Below are 17,406 nucleotides of genomic sequence, written 5' to 3' on the forward strand. Positions count from 1 at the left end.
TAATTTTTCAAAAAAATTAAAAAAATTAAAAAAATTAAAATATAATACAAGAATTTAAAAAAAACAAAACAAGGAGTATTTTATGAAAATACAATATAAAATACTGTTATGTATTTTTTTATCTCTTGGTATTTTATGTCTCGTAAATATTTTTATTTCATTTAGAGGGTTTAATGATATTAAAGATATAAGTCATCAAACAATTGAAGAGTTGGTGGTTGAGGATGCAAAAGATACGGCGAAAGTTGTTGTTGTTGGACTTAAGGTATTTGCTGATAATATTTATAACGAATATAAACAACAAGGTTACAATGATGGGCAAATACGCAAAAAACTTATATCTGTTTTAGAAAAAGTAGATTTAAGACATCCGCATATCCGTTTTTTTTCAATAGATGGCAAGGGAACATATTTAACGCATTATCATAAGCAAAAAGTTGGCACTAATTTGATAAATGAAAAAGATGAGCAAGGGCAACATTATGTAGCAAAATTTATTGAGAATGGTATCAAAGGTGGTGGATATACAAGAGCAAATTTTTTTGATGGATTTATTAAAAAAAAGCGTCAGATTTTAAGTTATACAGAAAAGGATCCTCATCTTGATCTCATTTATGGTGTTACAATTGATCTTAATGCAGCAAACAAAAAAATCGCCTCTATTGATGAAGGTGTAAATAAAGAAATTGTTAGTCTTTTAACAGAAAATATCGTTATTTCTGTTGTAATATTGATTGTTGTTATACTTGTGATTTTGTTTATTGTAAATATTACATTGAGTAAACCGCTAAATGAATTATCTAAACATTCTGTAGATCTTGGAAATGGCCATGGTGATCTCACAAAAAAACTTGTTGTAAAAGGCAATGATGAAATTTCAGAGACAAGTAATGCGATTAATATTTTTATTGAAAAAATTCGAGAAATTGTTAATCAATCAAAAAATATTGCAAAAGAAAATTTAAGTATTGCATTAAGATTAATGCAAGTTAGCGGTCAAACAGATAAGCAAGTAAAAAATAGTGCTCAGTATTTGGTAAAAATGGAAGCTGGCGGAAATGAAACAAAAAGAAATTTAAATAGTGGTGTTGAGAGAGCTAGAGCAAGTAAAGAAGCATTAGGTGAGGCTACGCATTATTTAGAAAATGTTACAAGAATTATCGGGGATCTTAATTTAAAAATATCAAATGTTTCAGAAATTGAAAAAAATCTAAGTTGTCGAGTTGAGCAGTTAAGTAAAGATGCAGATAGTGTTAAAAATGTTTTAGATATTATCAAAGATATAGCAGATCAAACAAATTTACTTGCGCTTAATGCAGCAATTGAAGCAGCAAGAGCTGGTGAATATGGAAGAGGATTTGCCGTAGTTGCAGATGAGGTTAGAAACTTAGCAGAACGAACTCAAAAATCTCTAAATGAGATTAATACAATAATTTCTGTGATTGTTCAGGCTATTAAAGATTCTGGCGAGCAAATGGATAAAAATAGTAAGTCTATGCATGAGCTTATTTCTATTTCAAACCAAACAAAAACTGAGATTAATGGAATGCGAGAAGTTATTGCAAAAGTGCTTGATACAAGCGAAAATACGATAAATGACTATATTTATGTTAATGATGAAATGACAAAAATGCTTGAATCTGTAAAACAAATTGTTGATATTAATGATGGTGCAGTTAAAAATATTGGTGAAATTTCTGAAATAGTAGATAATATTAAGATTTCATCAGAAGATCTTGACAAAAAACTTTGTGAATTTAAAAGTTAAACTATGGTTTTGCATTTAAGCAAAACCATAGTTTAAAAAATAGAATTAAATTTATTGAAACATGCCTGAAGTTATAAGTCAAGAAATTTGTATTTTTAAAATGCTTACCAATTCTTTTGTGTTGGTTTTATTTCTTAAGATTTAATTTTTCGATTCTTTGGTTTGATTTAAATATAGAAAAGGCAATAAGTGTTGTTTGTAAATTTTATATTACATGCTTTATATTGACAAAAATTCTAAATAATATATTTTCACAAGTAAAAAACAAACATAAAATACTTACTAGACTATTGTTGTAGTAACTAAAATATTAAATCTAAAAAATTAGATTTAATATTTTAAGCTAAGCTCTAAAGTTTTTTAGAAAAAGATAGATAATAAATCAAAAAATAAAATTTAAATCAATCACTACTTCTGTATCTAAATTGACCTTTCTTAAATACCATCTTTAATCCACCTATTCCAAAGAGCCAACGATTTTCTACAAGATTTTTCATAAATGCACCAAACTCTCCAGAAATATTTTTATTAAAAACTTTCCCAACAGCATCGGTATGCCCAATAGAACAGATTGATCCACGATTGATAAAATAAAAATCTTTTTTTGTTTCTTTGCCTTTAAGTTTGTCATTTAAAAGATTGCCGACATATTCGCCCATTTGTGCTGCAATTTGGGCAGTAGGTGCGCAGATTATATCTTTTTGTCCAAAAATCGCACAATCACCCACTACATAAATATTTTCATAATCAATGCTTCTAAGCTTGGAATCTACTTTGATTCTGCCTTTTTGGCTATTAATTTTTGAATAATACTCAACCGTGTCATTCCCTTTTACACCAGTACTCCAAAGGATTGTGTTACCAAAGATTTTTTCTTTTTTTCCGTCCTTGGTAATAATAATTCCATCTTTTTGGCATTCTTCTACGGTTGCGCCATTAATTATGTTTACTCCTAAATCTTTTAATTTTTTTTCTGCCTTAAGGCTTAGTTTTTCATCAAATACCGGAAGAATTCTTTTTGATCTTCCTACACAAGTAATTTTAATATCTTCTTTATTGAGTCCATAGATACGGCATACTCTTTGGATATCATGTGCAAGTTCCGCGGTAAATTCAATACCTGTAAAACCAGTACCACAAACAATAAAGGAAAGATTATTTTTTTCTTTTGTGATATGGTAGTCTTTAAATTTCCATTCTATATGACGACATAATCTTAGGGCAGCATTTAGGGAGGAAAGTTTGTAGGTATATTCTTTTGCACCTTTTATTCCAAAATAATCAGCCTTAAATCCTAATGAAATTACTAAAATATCATAAGAATAATTATTGATTTTTCCAATTACTTGATTTTTTTCTGGGCAGATTTCCATTACTTTGTCTTTGATAAATTTTACTTGTTTCAAGAGTTCTCTATAATAAATTTTTGCCTTTCTTTCACTAAGTGTTCCAATGGCGACTTTATGCAAAAGTGTTGTTTGATAGTGATAATCATGCTTGCTAATCAGGGTGATGTCTGCATCTGCATGTTTTTTTTGTAGAGTCATTGCTGTTTTTAACCCCCCATAACCGCCACCGACAATTAAGATTCTAGTTTTTTGCATCTCCATCCTTAATGGTCAAATTTTATTTAACTATTAAAGCATTTTTATGCTTATAAAAAGTTAAAAGTAAATAAAAAGCATTCAAAATATGCTAGTATTATCTACTAGTAGAGATGTAAAAAATTTGATATAAATAGAATAGTAATTAGGTAAAAAGCTTAGGATTTTTTCTTTTGATTGTTTGAATTAAGTCAATAATGGCTTGTTGATCATAATCTTTATCATTATCTATTTTTTCAACTTCTTCTATGTAAATATCAATCAGTTTTTCTGTATATTCTTTTTTTGCACCTGCAAAATACATGGCAACTGCTAACATGTCTAAAACTTCAAGCGCTAATTCTTCGTATTCTGTGTTTTTCATTCTTTCTCCTTTGTTAGTGCTTTGATTACTTGATTTTTTATATCTTCATAAACAAAACTTTCTCTAAAATGTTCTAATTTTCCTCCAGATGCATTTTTATGACCACCACCATTAAAACATTCTTTACTAAGGGTATTTACATCGCAATTGCCATTTGCACGCAGTGACACATTACCTTTTGCATTAATATCAATATAAAAATCATATTCTGGATTATTTTTTAAAAATAGGTTAGCAAGGACACTGATTCCTCCCATAGAATAGCTTAAAAATCCCTTTTTATCTTTGTAATTAATCGTGCAAGTATCCTTTTTTTCTGTGAGTAGTTTTACTTGTGCCATTGAGGTGATATTATCCATAGTTTGTGTTTCAGGATTTCCGCCTAATGCGATTTTTTTGAGTCTAAAAATTGCGTTGTCAAATGCTACTTCTGCGTTAGGTAGAGTAATGTAATCTTTAATAGATTCTAAAAGTTTGAATTTATAGTTTCTGTGTTCTTCATCAAACATAAAACGATTGAGTTCATTTGAGTTTGCAATTAAACTCAAGGCAACCTTACCAAATTCAAAGCCATAATTTTCTTCTTTCCAAATATCAATAGAATTAATCATTTCAACAATCAAATCAAGAATCTTTTCATCTTGAGGATTTTTTAGTGTGTAGTGTTCTTTAAGATAGTGGTAGGTGATTTTTGTTGCACAGCGTTGAGTATCTAGGAAATACCATCCGAAGTTTTTTGCACTTTCTTCTCCACTAACATGATGATCAAGCAAGATGATTTCAATATCAATACCATCAATTCTCATAAAATCCACTTTTTCTTGCAAGAAAAGGGATTCTTGCATAGAGAGATTAAGATCTGTAATGAGAATCAAAAATTTTTGTGGCTTCTTGCTGCGAAATTTAGATTCTAATTTAACTTGATTTTGGATTTGTTGCACAATGGTTTGTAATCTTGCTAAAACTTCTTTTCCATAGTTAGCATTATAAAATTGTATGCGATCAAAAAAATTTTTAGCAATAAATTGACAACCATAACCATCTAAATCAATGTGTGATAAATGAAAAACTTGCATCATTTTTATACCTTAATTAAAATTTATATTTATATTACCCAAAACTTCATATTTTGTGTTCATATCAAGTTCTGCATGGCTCAATACAACAATATCGATTTTAAATTGTTCAAGTTTTGCAGCCAAAGAGCGTCTTAAAAGTGGATCTACTATTAAAATTACTGGCGCAATACCTTTTTGTAAAATCGTCATGGATTCTTGAGAAATTGTATCCACTAACTTTTGCATTTCATTAGTGTTAAGTAACAGAGTTTTTCCCGAGGGTTGTTCTCTTAGTTTTCCCAGTAGATATTGTTCTGTATCTAGTGATAGGGTGATAAGCTTTAAGATTCCATCATCAGATTTAAAAATATTTGTAATCACTCTTGAGAGTTTTGCCCGTACTTGTTCTGTGATTAATGCAACATCATTTTGCAATGGTGCTGCCACATCAGTAATGGTTTCAAGAATAGTGAGCATATCTTTGATAGGGATTTTTTCATGCAATAGTTCTTGCAATACAGAGCGGATAATTCCAGTTTGGATTTTTCTTGCTTCATCGATGATTGCAGGATAGCTTTCTGCTAAGCGATCTAGGATAGATTTTACTTCATCTTTAGTGATAAATTCTTCTGCATAATTTTTAACAAGTTCGCTAATATGTGTCGTTACAACAGTTGCAGGATCAATGATTGTATAGCCTTGAATGATTGCTTCTTCTTTAATGCTAGGATCAATCCATAGGGCATCCATGCCAAAAGCAGGTTCTTTTGTTGGGATTCCATCAATTTCTTTACCAACAAATCCTGTATTCATTGCCAAAAATTTATCAGGCATTACACTACCTTCACCAATTGTAATACCCTTTAGTTTGACCTCATAGTTGTTTGGAGGAAGTTGGAGGTTGTCTCTTATGCGCACTTGTGGCATTAAGAATCCGTAATCATTAGCAATTTTTTTACGGATACCTCGCACACGCTCTAATAAATCTCCATTTTGCTTGACATCTGCAAGACTTATGAGTTGATAGCCAAGATCCAATGCAAGTAATTCAACTTTTAATGCCTCATCAATTGCTTTTTCTTCTTCTTTTTTAATTTCTTCAGGGCTTTTTTGTGGTATGGCTTTTGGAGCGTGTTGTTCAATAGGATTACTCGAGGTTTTTTGTTGTTGCGCAATATTTAGATTGAGATTTGTTTTTTTATTGATCCAATTTTCAAAGAGACTAAATAAGCTTTCTTTATCCTCTCTAGAAATAAGCCAAGAGATGAAGAGAAATAGTAATCCCACAAAGGCTAGAGAAAAGGTTGGTAGTCCTGGTACTGTGGCAAAAAGCAATAAAATTACACCCACAATAATGAGTGTTTTGCTTTTGTCTGTGAGTTGGGTTACAAGCTTGCTGGCAAAATTTTCTTCTTCATTTTGTGTGGTTCTTGTTGCAACAATACCTGTGGCTGTAGCAATAATAAGTGCAGGAATTTGTCCTACTAAACCATCTCCAATTGTAAGAATGGTAAAAGTGGCTGCACTATCGCTAACTGGCATTCCGCGTTGAAAAACACCAATAAGAAAGCCACCAATAATATTGATTATTGTAATAATGATTGAGGCGATTGCATCACCTTTGACAAATTTACTAGCTCCATCCATAGCGCCATAAAAATCCGCTTCTTGTGTGAGTGTAGCTCTTCTTGCCCTTGCTTCTTCATTATCGATTAATCCAGCATTTAAATCTGCGTCAATAGCCATTTGTTTTCCAGGCATAGCATCAAGTGCAAATCTTGCTCTCACTTCTGTAACACGTGTAGAACCATTAGTGACTACAAGTAAATTTACAAGCACTAAAATAACAAAAATAATACTTCCAATTACATAATTTCCACTTACTGTGAAAGCTCCAAAAGCAGCGATAATATCACTTATAGAATCTGCACCCTTATAGCCTTCTGTGAGTATCATTCTTGTGGTACCCACATTGAGCGCAAGACGATAGAGTGTAACTATGAGCAATAATGTTGGAAAGGCAGAGAAGTCCGTGGGTTTGGTAATATAAAGCCCGATTAGGATAATTAGCACAGATAAAGCAATGGAAATAGTAAGCAAGAAATCTAGTAAAAAGGGAGGAAGGGGTACGATAATAATGGCGAGAATCAAAATTACAAAAACAACAACAGTTAAATCTTTTGATTGCGTAAAAGTGTGCAGAAAAGACATAAGCGATTGTATAAAATTGATTTGCTTCTTTTTTGCCAACAATAATCCTTATAGCTATAGCTGGAATGAAATTAAAGTGTAATTTTACTATATTTTGCTGTATTTTTACTTTTTTTATTGTAAGATTATGCTTTAAATTTATACCATTCAGGAGGTCATTATGGCTTTAGATACGGCGAAAAAACAAGAAATTATTCAAAAGTTTGCAAGAGGCGAAAAAGATACAGGTTCTTCAGAGGTGCAAATTGCGCTTTTAACCCAAAGAATCTCTTATCTTACAGATCATTTGAAAAGTAATAAAAAAGACCATTCTAGTCGCTTGGGGCTTTTGAAACTTGTGGGACAAAGAAAGCATCTTTTAAAATATCTTAAACGCACACAGTATGAAAGATATGTTAAATTAATTGCGGAACTCGGCATTAAAGATAGATAATTCTTATCCCTTCCTTGTTTTGGAAGGGTTTTAAGATTAAATATATAAGCGATTTCTATAATCAATCTTTATTTTTAAAGTTTGGATTATTTTATTTTTTTAATTTTTAATAACAGTGAATTTTAAAAATTTCTTCTTCAATCTTAGTTACCTCTATTTGTCCTGTTTGATAAAAATATTTTCTAAGCACTAAAAAGTTTAATAAATCTTCTTGTGATTTGTCTAAAAATTTTTTTACATAAATATTGGCGTTATGGATGATTGTTTCAGCAATTTTTGGATTTTTTAAGATCCAATCTACCTTTTCTTCAAGATTTTTAAAATCATCATCAAGTAAAACATAATGTATATCAGGAAGTAGTGTTCCTTCCATAAACCATGTTTCAAATTTTGGTTTTGGCATAATTGCTAGAGAGTTTGATGCCATAATCCATTTGAGATTTGTGGCTACATCATTACCTTCAAGAGAAAGGATAAATTTATGTTTTAAATGTGTGGAGAGATTGCTTTTTCCTTTAAACCATTTTTTTAGTTCCTCATCTTCTAGACTGCCTACATGCCCTGCATCAAGTAAGGGGTGATGAAAAAATAATCGCATAAAATCTTTGCGATGTTTTTGATAACAACCTCCACGAAAAAATACTAAATCTTTTTTTTCGTAAAAAGAGGCGATGGGGTGTGTTTTTTGGCTAAGTAAATGCATAGAGCCAAAATGTCGTTTTTTGTCCAGTTTGAGTAAAATATTGTTTTTAGAATCTTGCATTGTGCCATATGGGATTGGACGAGATTTACAAAAAGTAGGATGCATAAGAGGAGTATTGACATCACCAGCACAAAAAGAAAAAGAGAGGTTTTTAGGAAAAAATCGCATAAATTCCCAAAAGTCATAGCAGTATCGCGAGTGTGTCAGCATTTCTTTTTTGCTAGGAGTGATATTTTGCAATATATTTGAAGGAGAAATTTTAGCACCACAATAATAAGAGACTCTTTGTGAGATTTCTGTAAGCTTAGAATCAGGAATTTCACGAAGTTTTGCAAGAATTTTTTTTGGATTTTTTGAAAACAATGTAAAATAGATCCCTTGAATATTGTAGCAAAATGTGTTATTCATGAAATTCTTTTATTTTTAAGATTTTTAATTTTTTGCCAAAAAATATAATAGCTAAAAGCTAGCTTTTGTTTTATGGAAAATAGAGAATATAACATAAAAAAATCTTTAAGATATAAATTAAGGTAGTGGTTGTATATAAAACTTGTTTTTAAAGCTTTTTTGAGACAAAACTTACTTACTTTTTGATAATAGCTTTTTAAAATCTGGTCCTCTATGTCTTGAAGAGAAGTGTTAAAGTGTTTTGCAAGTGTGAGGTAGCTTTGCAACATTTTATTAAATTTTTCTTGAGTGGGTTTTTGATGCATAATTGATTCTGGGTTTTGTCGGTAAAAATAAAGTGAAAGATCGCTGCAATAAACTTGATTAGAGGTACGTAGCAAGTGGGTGGCAAAATATAAATCTTCATAAAAAAGATTGATAGGGAAAAGAGGTTGAGGCATTTTTTTGAGTATGGAATTTTTACAGACAAAGTGCGCAATTGTGGTGGCAATGTGTTTGGTTTTATTGATTTGTGTAAAAAAGCTATAAATAGGAAGAGTTGTATTTTGTGTAATATGATGGAGAAAATTGCTAGAATTTTTTTGGATTTTATTGGGAGGGGTAAGATTATTAAAATCCATCAATAAAACATCTACAGGATGATTTTGTAAGATTTCATAGAGTTTTTCACAAAGATTTTTTTCTATATAATCATCAGAATCTAAGAAGATTATATACTTTCCTTGAGCAATTTTTAATGCATTATTTCTTGCAATACTTGGCCCTTGATTTTCTTGATGAATAAGTAAGATTCTAGAATCCTTTTCCGCATACTCTTTAGCAATCTCTCCACTTTTATCACTACTGCCATCATTTATGCAAATAATTTCAATATCTCTAAAAGTTTGAAAAACTGCAGAATCTAAACATTCTTTGAGATAGTTTTCAACATTATAAATGGGGATAATGATTGAAAAAAATGGCATAATACTCCTTTTGTTGTGTGAAATTATATCAAAATGGAGTTTTGATTGATAAAAGTTTTTATTATAAATTTAGAAAATGCGACCGAGAGAAGAAAAAGCATGCAGCAAGAGATACTAAAGTTTGAAAATACTATTTTTGATTTTAGTTTTTTTGAGGCTATTGATGCAAAAAATGCATTACAGATGCAAAATTTTACAAAATATTACCAAAAAACATTAGCAAAGATTACACATGGTAGGGAGCTTTATAGGGGTGAAATTGCATGTTATGCGAGCCATTTTAGTTTATGGGAAAAATGTATTGTACTTGATGAGCCAATTGTGATTTTAGAAGATGATGTGATTTTATTTGAGCATTTTCAAAAAGGAGTAGAAGAAATTATAAAGAGTAATTATAGTTTTGTACGATTTTTTGCACTTTTTGATTCTAAAAAAAATATTCATCCAAAAAATAATCATACTTTGGTTGTAAAAAATTCAAAATTAGGTGGTACGCAAGGATATTATTTAGAGCCTAGTGCGGCAAAAACTTTGGTGAAGTATTCACAAAAATGGCTAAGTCCAGTAGATGATTTTTTGGATCGTTATTTTGTGTATGGTTTACCTGCGGTGGTGTGTGAGCCATATTTATTAAAAGAACAGGTAATGGAATCTATGATTGGATATAGAGATAAAAAACCCAGGGGGATTTTTAAGTGTACAAGAGAAATTATGATAATTTATTGGAATGTTTTGCGTTTTATTTTTAATTTGAAAAATCGAAAAATAGGATAAAGAGGAGTTTTTTTAAGAAAAATTTTGATAGGTTGTAAAAAAAATTGCAAATGTATTTTTTTAGGAATATGGGCTGCAAAAATTTTAAAATCTTTTTTGATTTGTTTCATGATCTCGGGATTATCACATTTTTGCAAAGCAAGGTTATAGTAAACAATAATTTGTCGTAATAAGATTTTTTGGATTTTTTCTGGCATATTTTGCGCAATATCGTAGAAAAATTTTGCAATTTCAAAATAGCTTTTGATAGAAAGAAGGTTTTTTTCTAATGAAGGGGGAGTATTCGTGATAGAATCTTCTCGAACGCGATAAAAATACAAAGGGTTGTCAGTAAGTAAAAAAGTTTGTGATTCTAAAAGAATATGAGCAATAAAGGTCATATCTTCATAAATAATATTTGGGATAAAAGTAATGTTTTTTGTGAGTAAAAATTCTCTCTTGACTGTAAAAAGCCATACGCATCCGCTACCAAGACAATTAGGGTAAAAAAGTATATATTCTTTGCCAGATAGAGGATTTTTTGGAGGAATGGGGTAGGGGGTTTGGCGATCATGATTGATAGTTTTGTATTTAATTATATCTACAGGATGATTTTGTAAGATTTCATAGAGTTTTTCACAAAGATTTTTTTCTATATAATCATCAGAATCTAAAAAGACTATATATTTACCTGTAGCTCTTGTGATTGCGTTGTTTCGCGCCATACTTAAGCCTTGATTTTCTTGATGAATAAGTAAGATTCTAGAATCTTTTTCTGCATACTCTTTAGCAATCTCTCCACTTTTATCACTACTGCCATCATTTATGCAAATAATTTCAATATCTCTAAAAGTTTGAAAAACTGCAGAATCTAAACATTCTTTGAGATAGTTTTCAACATTATAAATGGGGATAATGATTGAAAAAAATGGCATAAACCCTCCTTGCAAGATTTTTTCCCGTTATTATCCCATATTTCATGCTAACAACTAATGGGTGAATATATTGGTAAAAAACAGGGTGGTTGATATTAATTCGTTTGATTTTTGAATAATGATGATTGAGTTTGTAGAGATCTGTAGCGTTAAAATGTAGATCTTTGTGATATTTTAGTTTTCTAAGTGGAGAGAGGAGTTTGTGTACAGCTGTTTTTGATTCTTTTTCCAGAAGATTTTTTTTAAGAATCGTAACTTCTTGCAGACTTTGTTCTTTTAGGATTTTTGCGATATAGTAGTAACTATTAGCAGATTTAATAAGTTTTTGTTGATTATATTTGCCACGCATTATAGAATTTGGTGTTAAAACATAATAATATGCACGAATATCGCTATTATAAATTGTTTGGGCCTTAAGAAAAATATTGGTGCAAAATAAAATATCTTCATAATAAAAAACATCAGGATCAAAACTTATGCAATGATCTTTTATAAATTGGTTTTTTACCACAAAATGTGCTATGGTAGTGATAAAAAGATCATGTTTTTTATAATATTTCATCATGACTTCTAAGGCTTCATTGGAGGAAAAAATTTTGTTGGGTTGTAATATATAAAAAGTATTGCGTAATTTGTAGATTTTATTGTTTTTGGTATGATGGAAAAAATCCATCAATAAAACATCTACAGGATGATTTTGTAAGATTTCATAGAGTTTTTCACAAAGATTTTTTTCTATATAATCATCAGAATCTAAGAAGATTATATACTTTCCTTGAGCAATTTTTAATGCATTATTTCTTGCAATACTTGGCCCTTGATTTTCTTGATGAATAAGTAAGATTCTAGAATCTTTTTCTGCATACTCTTTAGCAATCTCTCCACTTTTATCACTACTACCATCATTTATGCAAATAATTTCAATATCTCTAAAAGTTTGAAAAACTGCAGAATCTAAACATTCTTTGAGATAGTTTTCAACATTATAAATGGGGATAATGATTGAAAAAAATGGCATGGATTTTTCCTTGATAATTACTTTTGTTAATTTTATCTTAAAATAAGTAAAAACTAATATTTTGGCAAAAAATATTAATAGACAAAAGAAGGGGGTAGATGTGTTTTCGAAGATTTTTATATATAAAAATTCATAAAATTTATTTTTCATAAATAACGTAAAAGTTTGATGGGATTTTATTTTTTGGATTCAAGGTGGATATAGAGGAAATAAGAATGGTGCGGAAAAGAGGACTTGAACCTCCATGCCTTGCGGCGCCAGATCCTAAGTCTGGTGCGTCTGCCAGTTTCGCCATTTCCGCATTGTTAAAATCTAAGATAACTTAATAATTTTGTATAAAGTCATTAAAGATGTTAGAATTATATCATAAAATCTTTTAATTTTGAAATATTTCATGCAAAATAAGATAAAATTTTATAGAAATAACCTTAAAAAGGAGTAATTATGCAAGATGAGTTAGTACATCGCAAGAAGATCTATAACCCGTATTCTACAGAAGGTGTCAATGATCGTAAAATTTTTGGGGGTAATCCAACTAGTATGTTCGATCTTAATAAAATCAAATATCAATGGGCATATGATTTATGGAAAACCATGCTTGCAAATACCTGGTTTCCTGAGGAAGTGGCAATGAATGATGATAAGCGTGATTATCATGGAGGGCTTACAGCACAAGAAAAAATCGGGTATGATAGGGCCTTGGCACAATTAATTTTTATGGATAGTTTACAAACAAACAATCTTATTGATAATGTAAATCCTTATATTACAAGTCCAGAAATTAATTTAATTTTGGTGCGTCAGGCTTATGAGGAAGCTTTACATTCACAAAGTTATGCGGTGATGGTAGAATCTATTTCAGCAAATACTGAAGAGATTTATGACATGTGGCGTGTGGATATGCAGCTAAAAAGCAAAAATGATTATATTGCAAATGTCTATTTGGAGCTTGCAAAAAATCCTACGGAAAAAAATATTGTAAAGGCAATGTTTGCAAATCAGATTCTAGAGGGGATTTATTTTTATAGTGGTTTTGCATTTTTTTATACTCTTGCATCTTCAGGAAAAATGCTTGGTTCTTCACAAATGATACGCTTTATTCAAAGAGATGAAGTTACGCATTTAATTATTTTTCAAAACATGATACGCACATTAAAAAAAGAGCGCCCAGATCTTTTTACCAGTAGCTTGGAAGAAGAAGTTATTGAAATGTTTAAAAGAGCGGTAGAAATAGAGAGTTCATGGGGAGAGTATATTACTCAGGGACAGATTCTTGGACTTACTTCAGAGGTGATTGAGCAATATATTCGATATTTGGCAGATACACGACTTACAAAAGTTGGTATGCCAAAGCTTTATAATGTTGAGAATCCTATGAAGTGGATTGATCAATATTCTTCTTTTAACGATCAAAAAACAAACTTTTTTGAAGCTAAGGTAACCAACTACGCGAAAGGAAGTTTAGTTGATGATTTTTAAAAATATTGTCACTTTACAGCCTAAGATTTATCAAGATTTTTATGCAAATCTTGATTTTTTAGTAGAGCAAATACAAAAAGCCCCAAAGGATTCTTTGATACTTGCACCAGAGGTTGCATTAACTGGATTTTCTTATCAGCGCATGGAAGAGGCAAGTGAGTTTTCTAAAATTGCTACACAAAAATTTTTAGATGCAAGCACGGATAAGACTTTTATGACGACAATGATTGAAAAAAAAGGTCGTGGATTTTTTAATAATTTTAAGGTGTTTTGGCATAATACTTTAATTCATAAGCAATCTAAATCCAAATTATTTGCATTGGGAAATGAGCATTTACATTTTCAAGCAGGTGATGAGGAAGAGTGTGTCCCATTTGTGATAGATGGTGTGAAATGTGCAGCATTGATTTGTTATGAATTGCGTTTTATTGAAAAGTGGCAAAAAATACAAGATGTAGAGATTATTTTTATTCCCGCACAATGGGGAGAGGTGAGAAAAGAACATTTTGTAACATTGGCTCGGGCACTAGCTATTGCAAATCAATGTTATGTTGTGGTAAGCAACCCTAGGAATTTGCAAATGGCAAAAAATAGTGCCATTATTACTCCTTATGGAATTATGCATAAAAATGATAAAAAACCTTGTATTGAAGTAGAGATAAATTTGGAAGAAGTGGAGCATATGAGAAAACATATTCAATTAAGGGGTATAAGTGTTTAATATAAAGAGTTTGCTGATGTGTGAAGAGATAGAAAAAATCTTTCCTCTTGATAAAGAGGTGAGAAGAGCAATAGAAGAGGTTGATCGCGAGATGTTTGTGCCTTCTTCTATGCGTATGCGTGCTTATGATCTTAATCCTTTGCCAATGAAAGAAGAGCAGTGGATTAGTTCCCCTTTGACAGTGGCAAAAATGACACAATATCTTTTGCCACAAAGCGGGGACAGTGTGTTAGAGATTGGATGCGGAAGCGGATATCAAGCAATGGTTTTATCTAAGATTTTTAGAAGAGTTTTTTCAGTAGAGCGTATTTCAAAAATTCTACTTGAAGCACAAGAGAGAATTCGCAAATCTGGTGCTTATAATATTAATACAAAATTAGATGATGGGCAAAGAGGATGGAGTGCATATGCCCCTTATGATAGAATCTTGTTTTCTGCGTGTGCAGAGAATATTTCTCAAGCAATTATTGATCAGTTGCAAGAAGGAGGAATTTTGGTTGCACCCATTTTGAGAGGCAATAAGCAAATGATTATGCGTTTTTACAAAAAAAATGGACAGCTAGATGCAGGAGAGATTTTGGAAGAATGTCTTTTTGTGCCAGTGCTTGATGGTATTAGTCATTAATGCTTGAGGGATTTGGTCTTGATGATATTTTTTATACATTTGATTTTGGTTTAAAAAGAAGCTTTTTTTGGTACATAGCTTTAATTTCTATTTTTTCTTGGGTATTTTTTTGCTTTAGACTATCTTATGTGTATTTTATAATACTTTGCTTTTTGGAATTTTTAATTTTTTATAGTTATGGGGATTTTTCAATTTGGCTAGGTAGTTTTTTGGCGGTTGCATTTTTGTTGATGATTTTTGATTACAAATATTTTTTTGTACCTGCATTGTGGAATTTTTTGCTTTGTATGATTGGGGTGGCTGGTCTTTACTTTTATCGAATAGATTGGCATTTATTGTTTATAGAATCTCTTGCTATGGCAGGGGCTTTTAGTGTGATGCAAATTTTTGGTAGAGTGGTGCTAAAAAAGGAGATTTTAGGTGACGGTGACATTATTTTTATTTTTGCTTGGGTGATGCTATTTGGCTTTTTGGAAAGTTTGTTTGCTATGATGTTTGGTGGTATTGTAGGTATAGTTTTTGCTAGTATTAAAAATAAAAAAAAGGTGCCTTTGATTCCTGTTATCATACTGGGGACTTTTGTAGAGTTTTTACTAGGAATGCAATATGTTTAAAAACTATCTTTTTAGCTCTGTATCACAAATTTTTTTCTCTTTTTTTATTGTTTTGTTTTTTATTTCCTCTGTAGTTTTGTTGATTAGTATTGCAAGTATTACACTTGTGGTGAAAATGAATTTCATGGATTTAATGCTGGTATTTTTATATCTATTACCAGGAACAGTATTTTTTATTATTCCAATTACCTTTTTTGCTGCTTGTATTTTGGGGCTTTCACGGCTTTCTTATGATTATGAACTTTTGGTATTTTTTTCACTAGGGGTATCGCCTAGGAAAATTTTGTTTTATTTTATTCCTACAGCTTTGCTTGTCAGTGTTGTTTTACTTGCTTTTTCTTTGGCATTAATTCCATTGTCAAAAAGTGCATATTCTGATTTTATTGCAGAAAAAAGGACAAAGGTAGATGTTAATATTCGTGCGGGGGATTTGGGGCAAAAGCTTGGAGATTGGCTTGTATATATTGATAGTGCAAAAGATAATGAATATGGTGGATTGGTATTATTTTCGGGAGTAGATTTAGGACAGGAGAGTTTTGTTGTCGCCCAAAAAGGAAGGGTAGAGAATTTGGAGGGTGTATTTAAATTGAGTTTAGATAATGGAGATGCGTATTTTGCAAAAAATAATGAGTTGCATAAGGTAAATTTTGAAAATATGATTATTCAAAGCGAAGTAAAAAAAATCAATCTTAGTTCTTATGATTTAGTGGCATATTGGAAGAGTGCATTTGAGGGGAAAAAGTCGCAAGCAAGGAGATTTGCACAGGCTATTATGACTTCTTTTTTTCCATTAGCAAGTATATTTCTTATTCCATTGTTTGGGATTGCTAATCCGAGATTCCAAAAAAATCTTTCCTATGTATATATTTTGGGTTCTGTAACTTTATATTTTGTGTTGGTGCATATTTTGAGTGAAAATATACCTTTTTTAGGGATGGTATTGTTGCCCGTTATATGGTTTTTTGGGGGGTATTATTTATTTAAAAAGAAAATATTAAAAGTGTATTAACATGATTTTGGCGGCGAAAATTGCTTATGATGGGAGTAAGTTTTTTGGCTTCGCAAGACAAAATGGATATCGAAGTGTGGTGCAAAGAATTGAAGAGGTTTTGCAAACTTTTGGAATTACGTGTAATGTGGTTGGTGCGGGGAGGACGGATAGGGGGGTGCACGCGACTGGTCAAGTAATTAGAATGGAGATTCCAGATTTTTGGCAAATTGAGCGATTTTTAAAACTTTTTAATCAAAAACTTTACCCTGATATTTTTGTAAGAAGAATATGGCATGTTAAAGAGGAGTTTCATCCGAGATTTCAAGCTAAAAAAAGAGAGTATCGCTATATTTTTGGAAAATTTTATGGGAATGTGTGGTTATCTCCATATATTTCTAAAGAAAATTTTGGTAATGTAGAAAAAATTAAGCAGGGATTGGGGTTATTTGTAGGTAAAAAAGATTTTAAATTTTTTAGTAAAACTTGTAAGGAAAATAAAAGCACAGAGCGTGAAATTTATAAAACTTATTTTTATACGCATCAGATTTTTGGACAAAAATATTATATTGCAGGATTTCAAGCTAATGGATTTTTGTATTCACAAATTCGTTTAATGATGGGAGCTATTTTGGCTTATTCTTTAGATCAAATAAGTTTGCAGGATTTGCAAGATCAAATTCAGGGGGTAAAGCGTGTTTATTCTTATCCTGCAAGTCCTAATGGGTTGTATCTCACAAAGGTTATTTATTAATTTTT

At 30.7% G+C, this 17,406-nt stretch carries 17 protein-coding genes and 1 tRNA gene; 9 read left to right on the top strand and 9 right to left on the bottom strand.

The genetic code is table 11. The annotated features are described in order from the left end of the window. The first annotated feature begins 82 nt into the window (after positions 1-82). Positions 83-1,768, top strand: a complete 1,686-nt coding sequence (locus LW133_RS03265) for a methyl-accepting chemotaxis protein (RefSeq protein ID WP_233076357.1) — start codon at positions 83-85, stop codon at positions 1,766-1,768. A gap of 401 nt (positions 1,769-2,169) precedes the next feature. Here the strand turns inward: LW133_RS03265 and LW133_RS03270 are convergent, their stop codons facing one another. The 4 genes from LW133_RS03270 to flhA all read right to left on the bottom strand — a co-directional run bounded on the left by LW133_RS03270 (position 2,170) and on the right by flhA (position 7,005). Then, positions 2,170-3,372, bottom strand: a complete 1,203-nt coding sequence (locus LW133_RS03270) for an NAD(P)/FAD-dependent oxidoreductase (protein ID WP_233076358.1) — start codon at positions 3,370-3,372, stop codon at positions 2,170-2,172. Between the two features lie 145 nt (positions 3,373-3,517). Next, complete coding sequence (locus LW133_RS03275; RefSeq protein ID WP_233076359.1) at positions 3,518-3,736, bottom strand: hypothetical protein; 219 nt, start codon at positions 3,734-3,736, stop codon at positions 3,518-3,520. Then, positions 3,733-4,812 carry a DHH family phosphoesterase gene (locus tag LW133_RS03280; protein ID WP_233077005.1) on the bottom strand — a complete coding sequence of 360 codons (1,080 nt, stop codon included), beginning with the start codon at positions 4,810-4,812 and terminating at the stop codon, positions 3,733-3,735. Before LW133_RS03280 ends, LW133_RS03275 begins: the two co-directional genes overlap by 4 nt. Positions 4,813-4,824: 12 nt before the next feature. After that, complete coding sequence (gene flhA / locus LW133_RS03285) at positions 4,825-7,005, bottom strand: flagellar biosynthesis protein FlhA (RefSeq protein ID WP_233077006.1); 2,181 nt, start codon at positions 7,003-7,005, stop codon at positions 4,825-4,827. Between the two features lie 160 nt (positions 7,006-7,165). On the opposite strand from flhA, the gene rpsO reads away from it, so the two are divergent. Continuing rightward, complete coding sequence (gene rpsO / locus LW133_RS03290) at positions 7,166-7,438, top strand: 30S ribosomal protein S15 (RefSeq protein WP_233076362.1); 273 nt, start codon at positions 7,166-7,168, stop codon at positions 7,436-7,438. Between the two features lie 106 nt (positions 7,439-7,544). Here the strand turns inward: rpsO and LW133_RS03295 are convergent, their stop codons facing one another. After that, positions 7,545-8,549 (bottom strand): glycosyl transferase family 90, encoded by a 1,005-nt coding sequence (locus LW133_RS03295; protein ID WP_233076366.1) that lies wholly within the window; start codon positions 8,547-8,549, stop codon positions 7,545-7,547. Then, entirely contained in the window at positions 8,546-9,514 is a 969-nt protein-coding gene (locus LW133_RS03300; RefSeq protein WP_233076367.1) for a glycosyltransferase family 2 protein, read from the bottom strand. The genes LW133_RS03295 and LW133_RS03300 overlap by 4 nt, the downstream gene beginning before the upstream one ends. A gap of 45 nt (positions 9,515-9,559) precedes the next feature. Here LW133_RS03300 and LW133_RS03305 point away from each other — a divergent pair, with 45 nt between their 5' ends. Further along, positions 9,560-10,288: a glycosyltransferase family 25 protein gene (locus tag LW133_RS03305; protein WP_269843728.1), complete on the top strand. Its 729-nt coding sequence runs from the start codon at positions 9,560-9,562 to the stop codon at positions 10,286-10,288. Here LW133_RS03305 and LW133_RS03310 read toward each other — a convergent pair. The 3 genes from LW133_RS03310 to LW133_RS03320 all read right to left on the bottom strand — a co-directional run bounded on the left by LW133_RS03310 (position 10,234) and on the right by LW133_RS03320 (position 12,521). Further along, positions 10,234-11,202, bottom strand: coding sequence for a glycosyltransferase (locus tag LW133_RS03310; RefSeq protein WP_233076380.1), 969 nt, complete (start codon positions 11,200-11,202; stop codon positions 10,234-10,236). The two genes, LW133_RS03305 and LW133_RS03310, sit on opposite strands and share 55 nt — an antisense overlap. Further along, positions 11,168-12,220, bottom strand: a complete 1,053-nt coding sequence (locus tag LW133_RS03315) for a glycosyltransferase family 2 protein (protein WP_233076390.1) — start codon at positions 12,218-12,220, stop codon at positions 11,168-11,170. Before LW133_RS03315 ends, LW133_RS03310 begins: the two co-directional genes overlap by 35 nt. Before the next feature lie 216 nt (positions 12,221-12,436). Next, positions 12,437-12,521, bottom strand: a tRNA-Leu gene (locus LW133_RS03320). A 143-nt stretch (positions 12,522-12,664) separates the two neighbouring features. Between LW133_RS03320 and LW133_RS03325 the strand changes: the two genes are divergently transcribed. The 6 genes from LW133_RS03325 to truA all read left to right on the top strand — a co-directional run bounded on the left by LW133_RS03325 (position 12,665) and on the right by truA (position 17,401). Further along, positions 12,665-13,699, top strand: a complete 1,035-nt coding sequence (locus LW133_RS03325) for a ribonucleotide-diphosphate reductase subunit beta (protein WP_233076392.1) — start codon at positions 12,665-12,667, stop codon at positions 13,697-13,699. After that, on the top strand, positions 13,689-14,420 hold the full coding sequence (locus tag LW133_RS03330; protein WP_233076394.1) for a nitrilase-related carbon-nitrogen hydrolase: 732 nt from the start codon (positions 13,689-13,691) through the stop codon (positions 14,418-14,420). Before LW133_RS03325 ends, LW133_RS03330 begins: the two co-directional genes overlap by 11 nt. Then, positions 14,413-15,045, top strand: coding sequence for a protein-L-isoaspartate(D-aspartate) O-methyltransferase (locus tag LW133_RS03335; protein WP_233076396.1), 633 nt, complete (start codon positions 14,413-14,415; stop codon positions 15,043-15,045). Before LW133_RS03330 ends, LW133_RS03335 begins: the two co-directional genes overlap by 8 nt. Positions 15,046-15,197: 152 nt before the next feature. Next, a complete protein-coding gene (locus LW133_RS03340; protein ID WP_233076408.1) occupies positions 15,198-15,659 on the top strand; it encodes a hypothetical protein in 462 nt (153 codons plus the stop codon). Then, the gene (locus LW133_RS03345) at positions 15,652-16,668 is read left to right on the top strand and encodes an LptF/LptG family permease (protein WP_233076410.1); all 1,017 of its coding nucleotides are present in this window, start codon (positions 15,652-15,654) and stop codon (positions 16,666-16,668) included. The genes LW133_RS03340 and LW133_RS03345 overlap by 8 nt, the downstream gene beginning before the upstream one ends. 1 nt (position 16,669) lies before the next feature. Next, positions 16,670-17,401 carry a tRNA pseudouridine(38-40) synthase TruA gene (gene truA / locus LW133_RS03350; RefSeq protein ID WP_233076414.1) on the top strand — a complete coding sequence of 244 codons (732 nt, stop codon included), beginning with the start codon at positions 16,670-16,672 and terminating at the stop codon, positions 17,399-17,401. Positions 17,402-17,406: the final 5 nt, after the last annotated feature.

The organism is Helicobacter anatolicus (genome assembly GCF_021300615.1).
Classification (GTDB): domain Bacteria; phylum Campylobacterota; class Campylobacteria; order Campylobacterales; family Helicobacteraceae; genus Helicobacter_H; species Helicobacter_H anatolicus.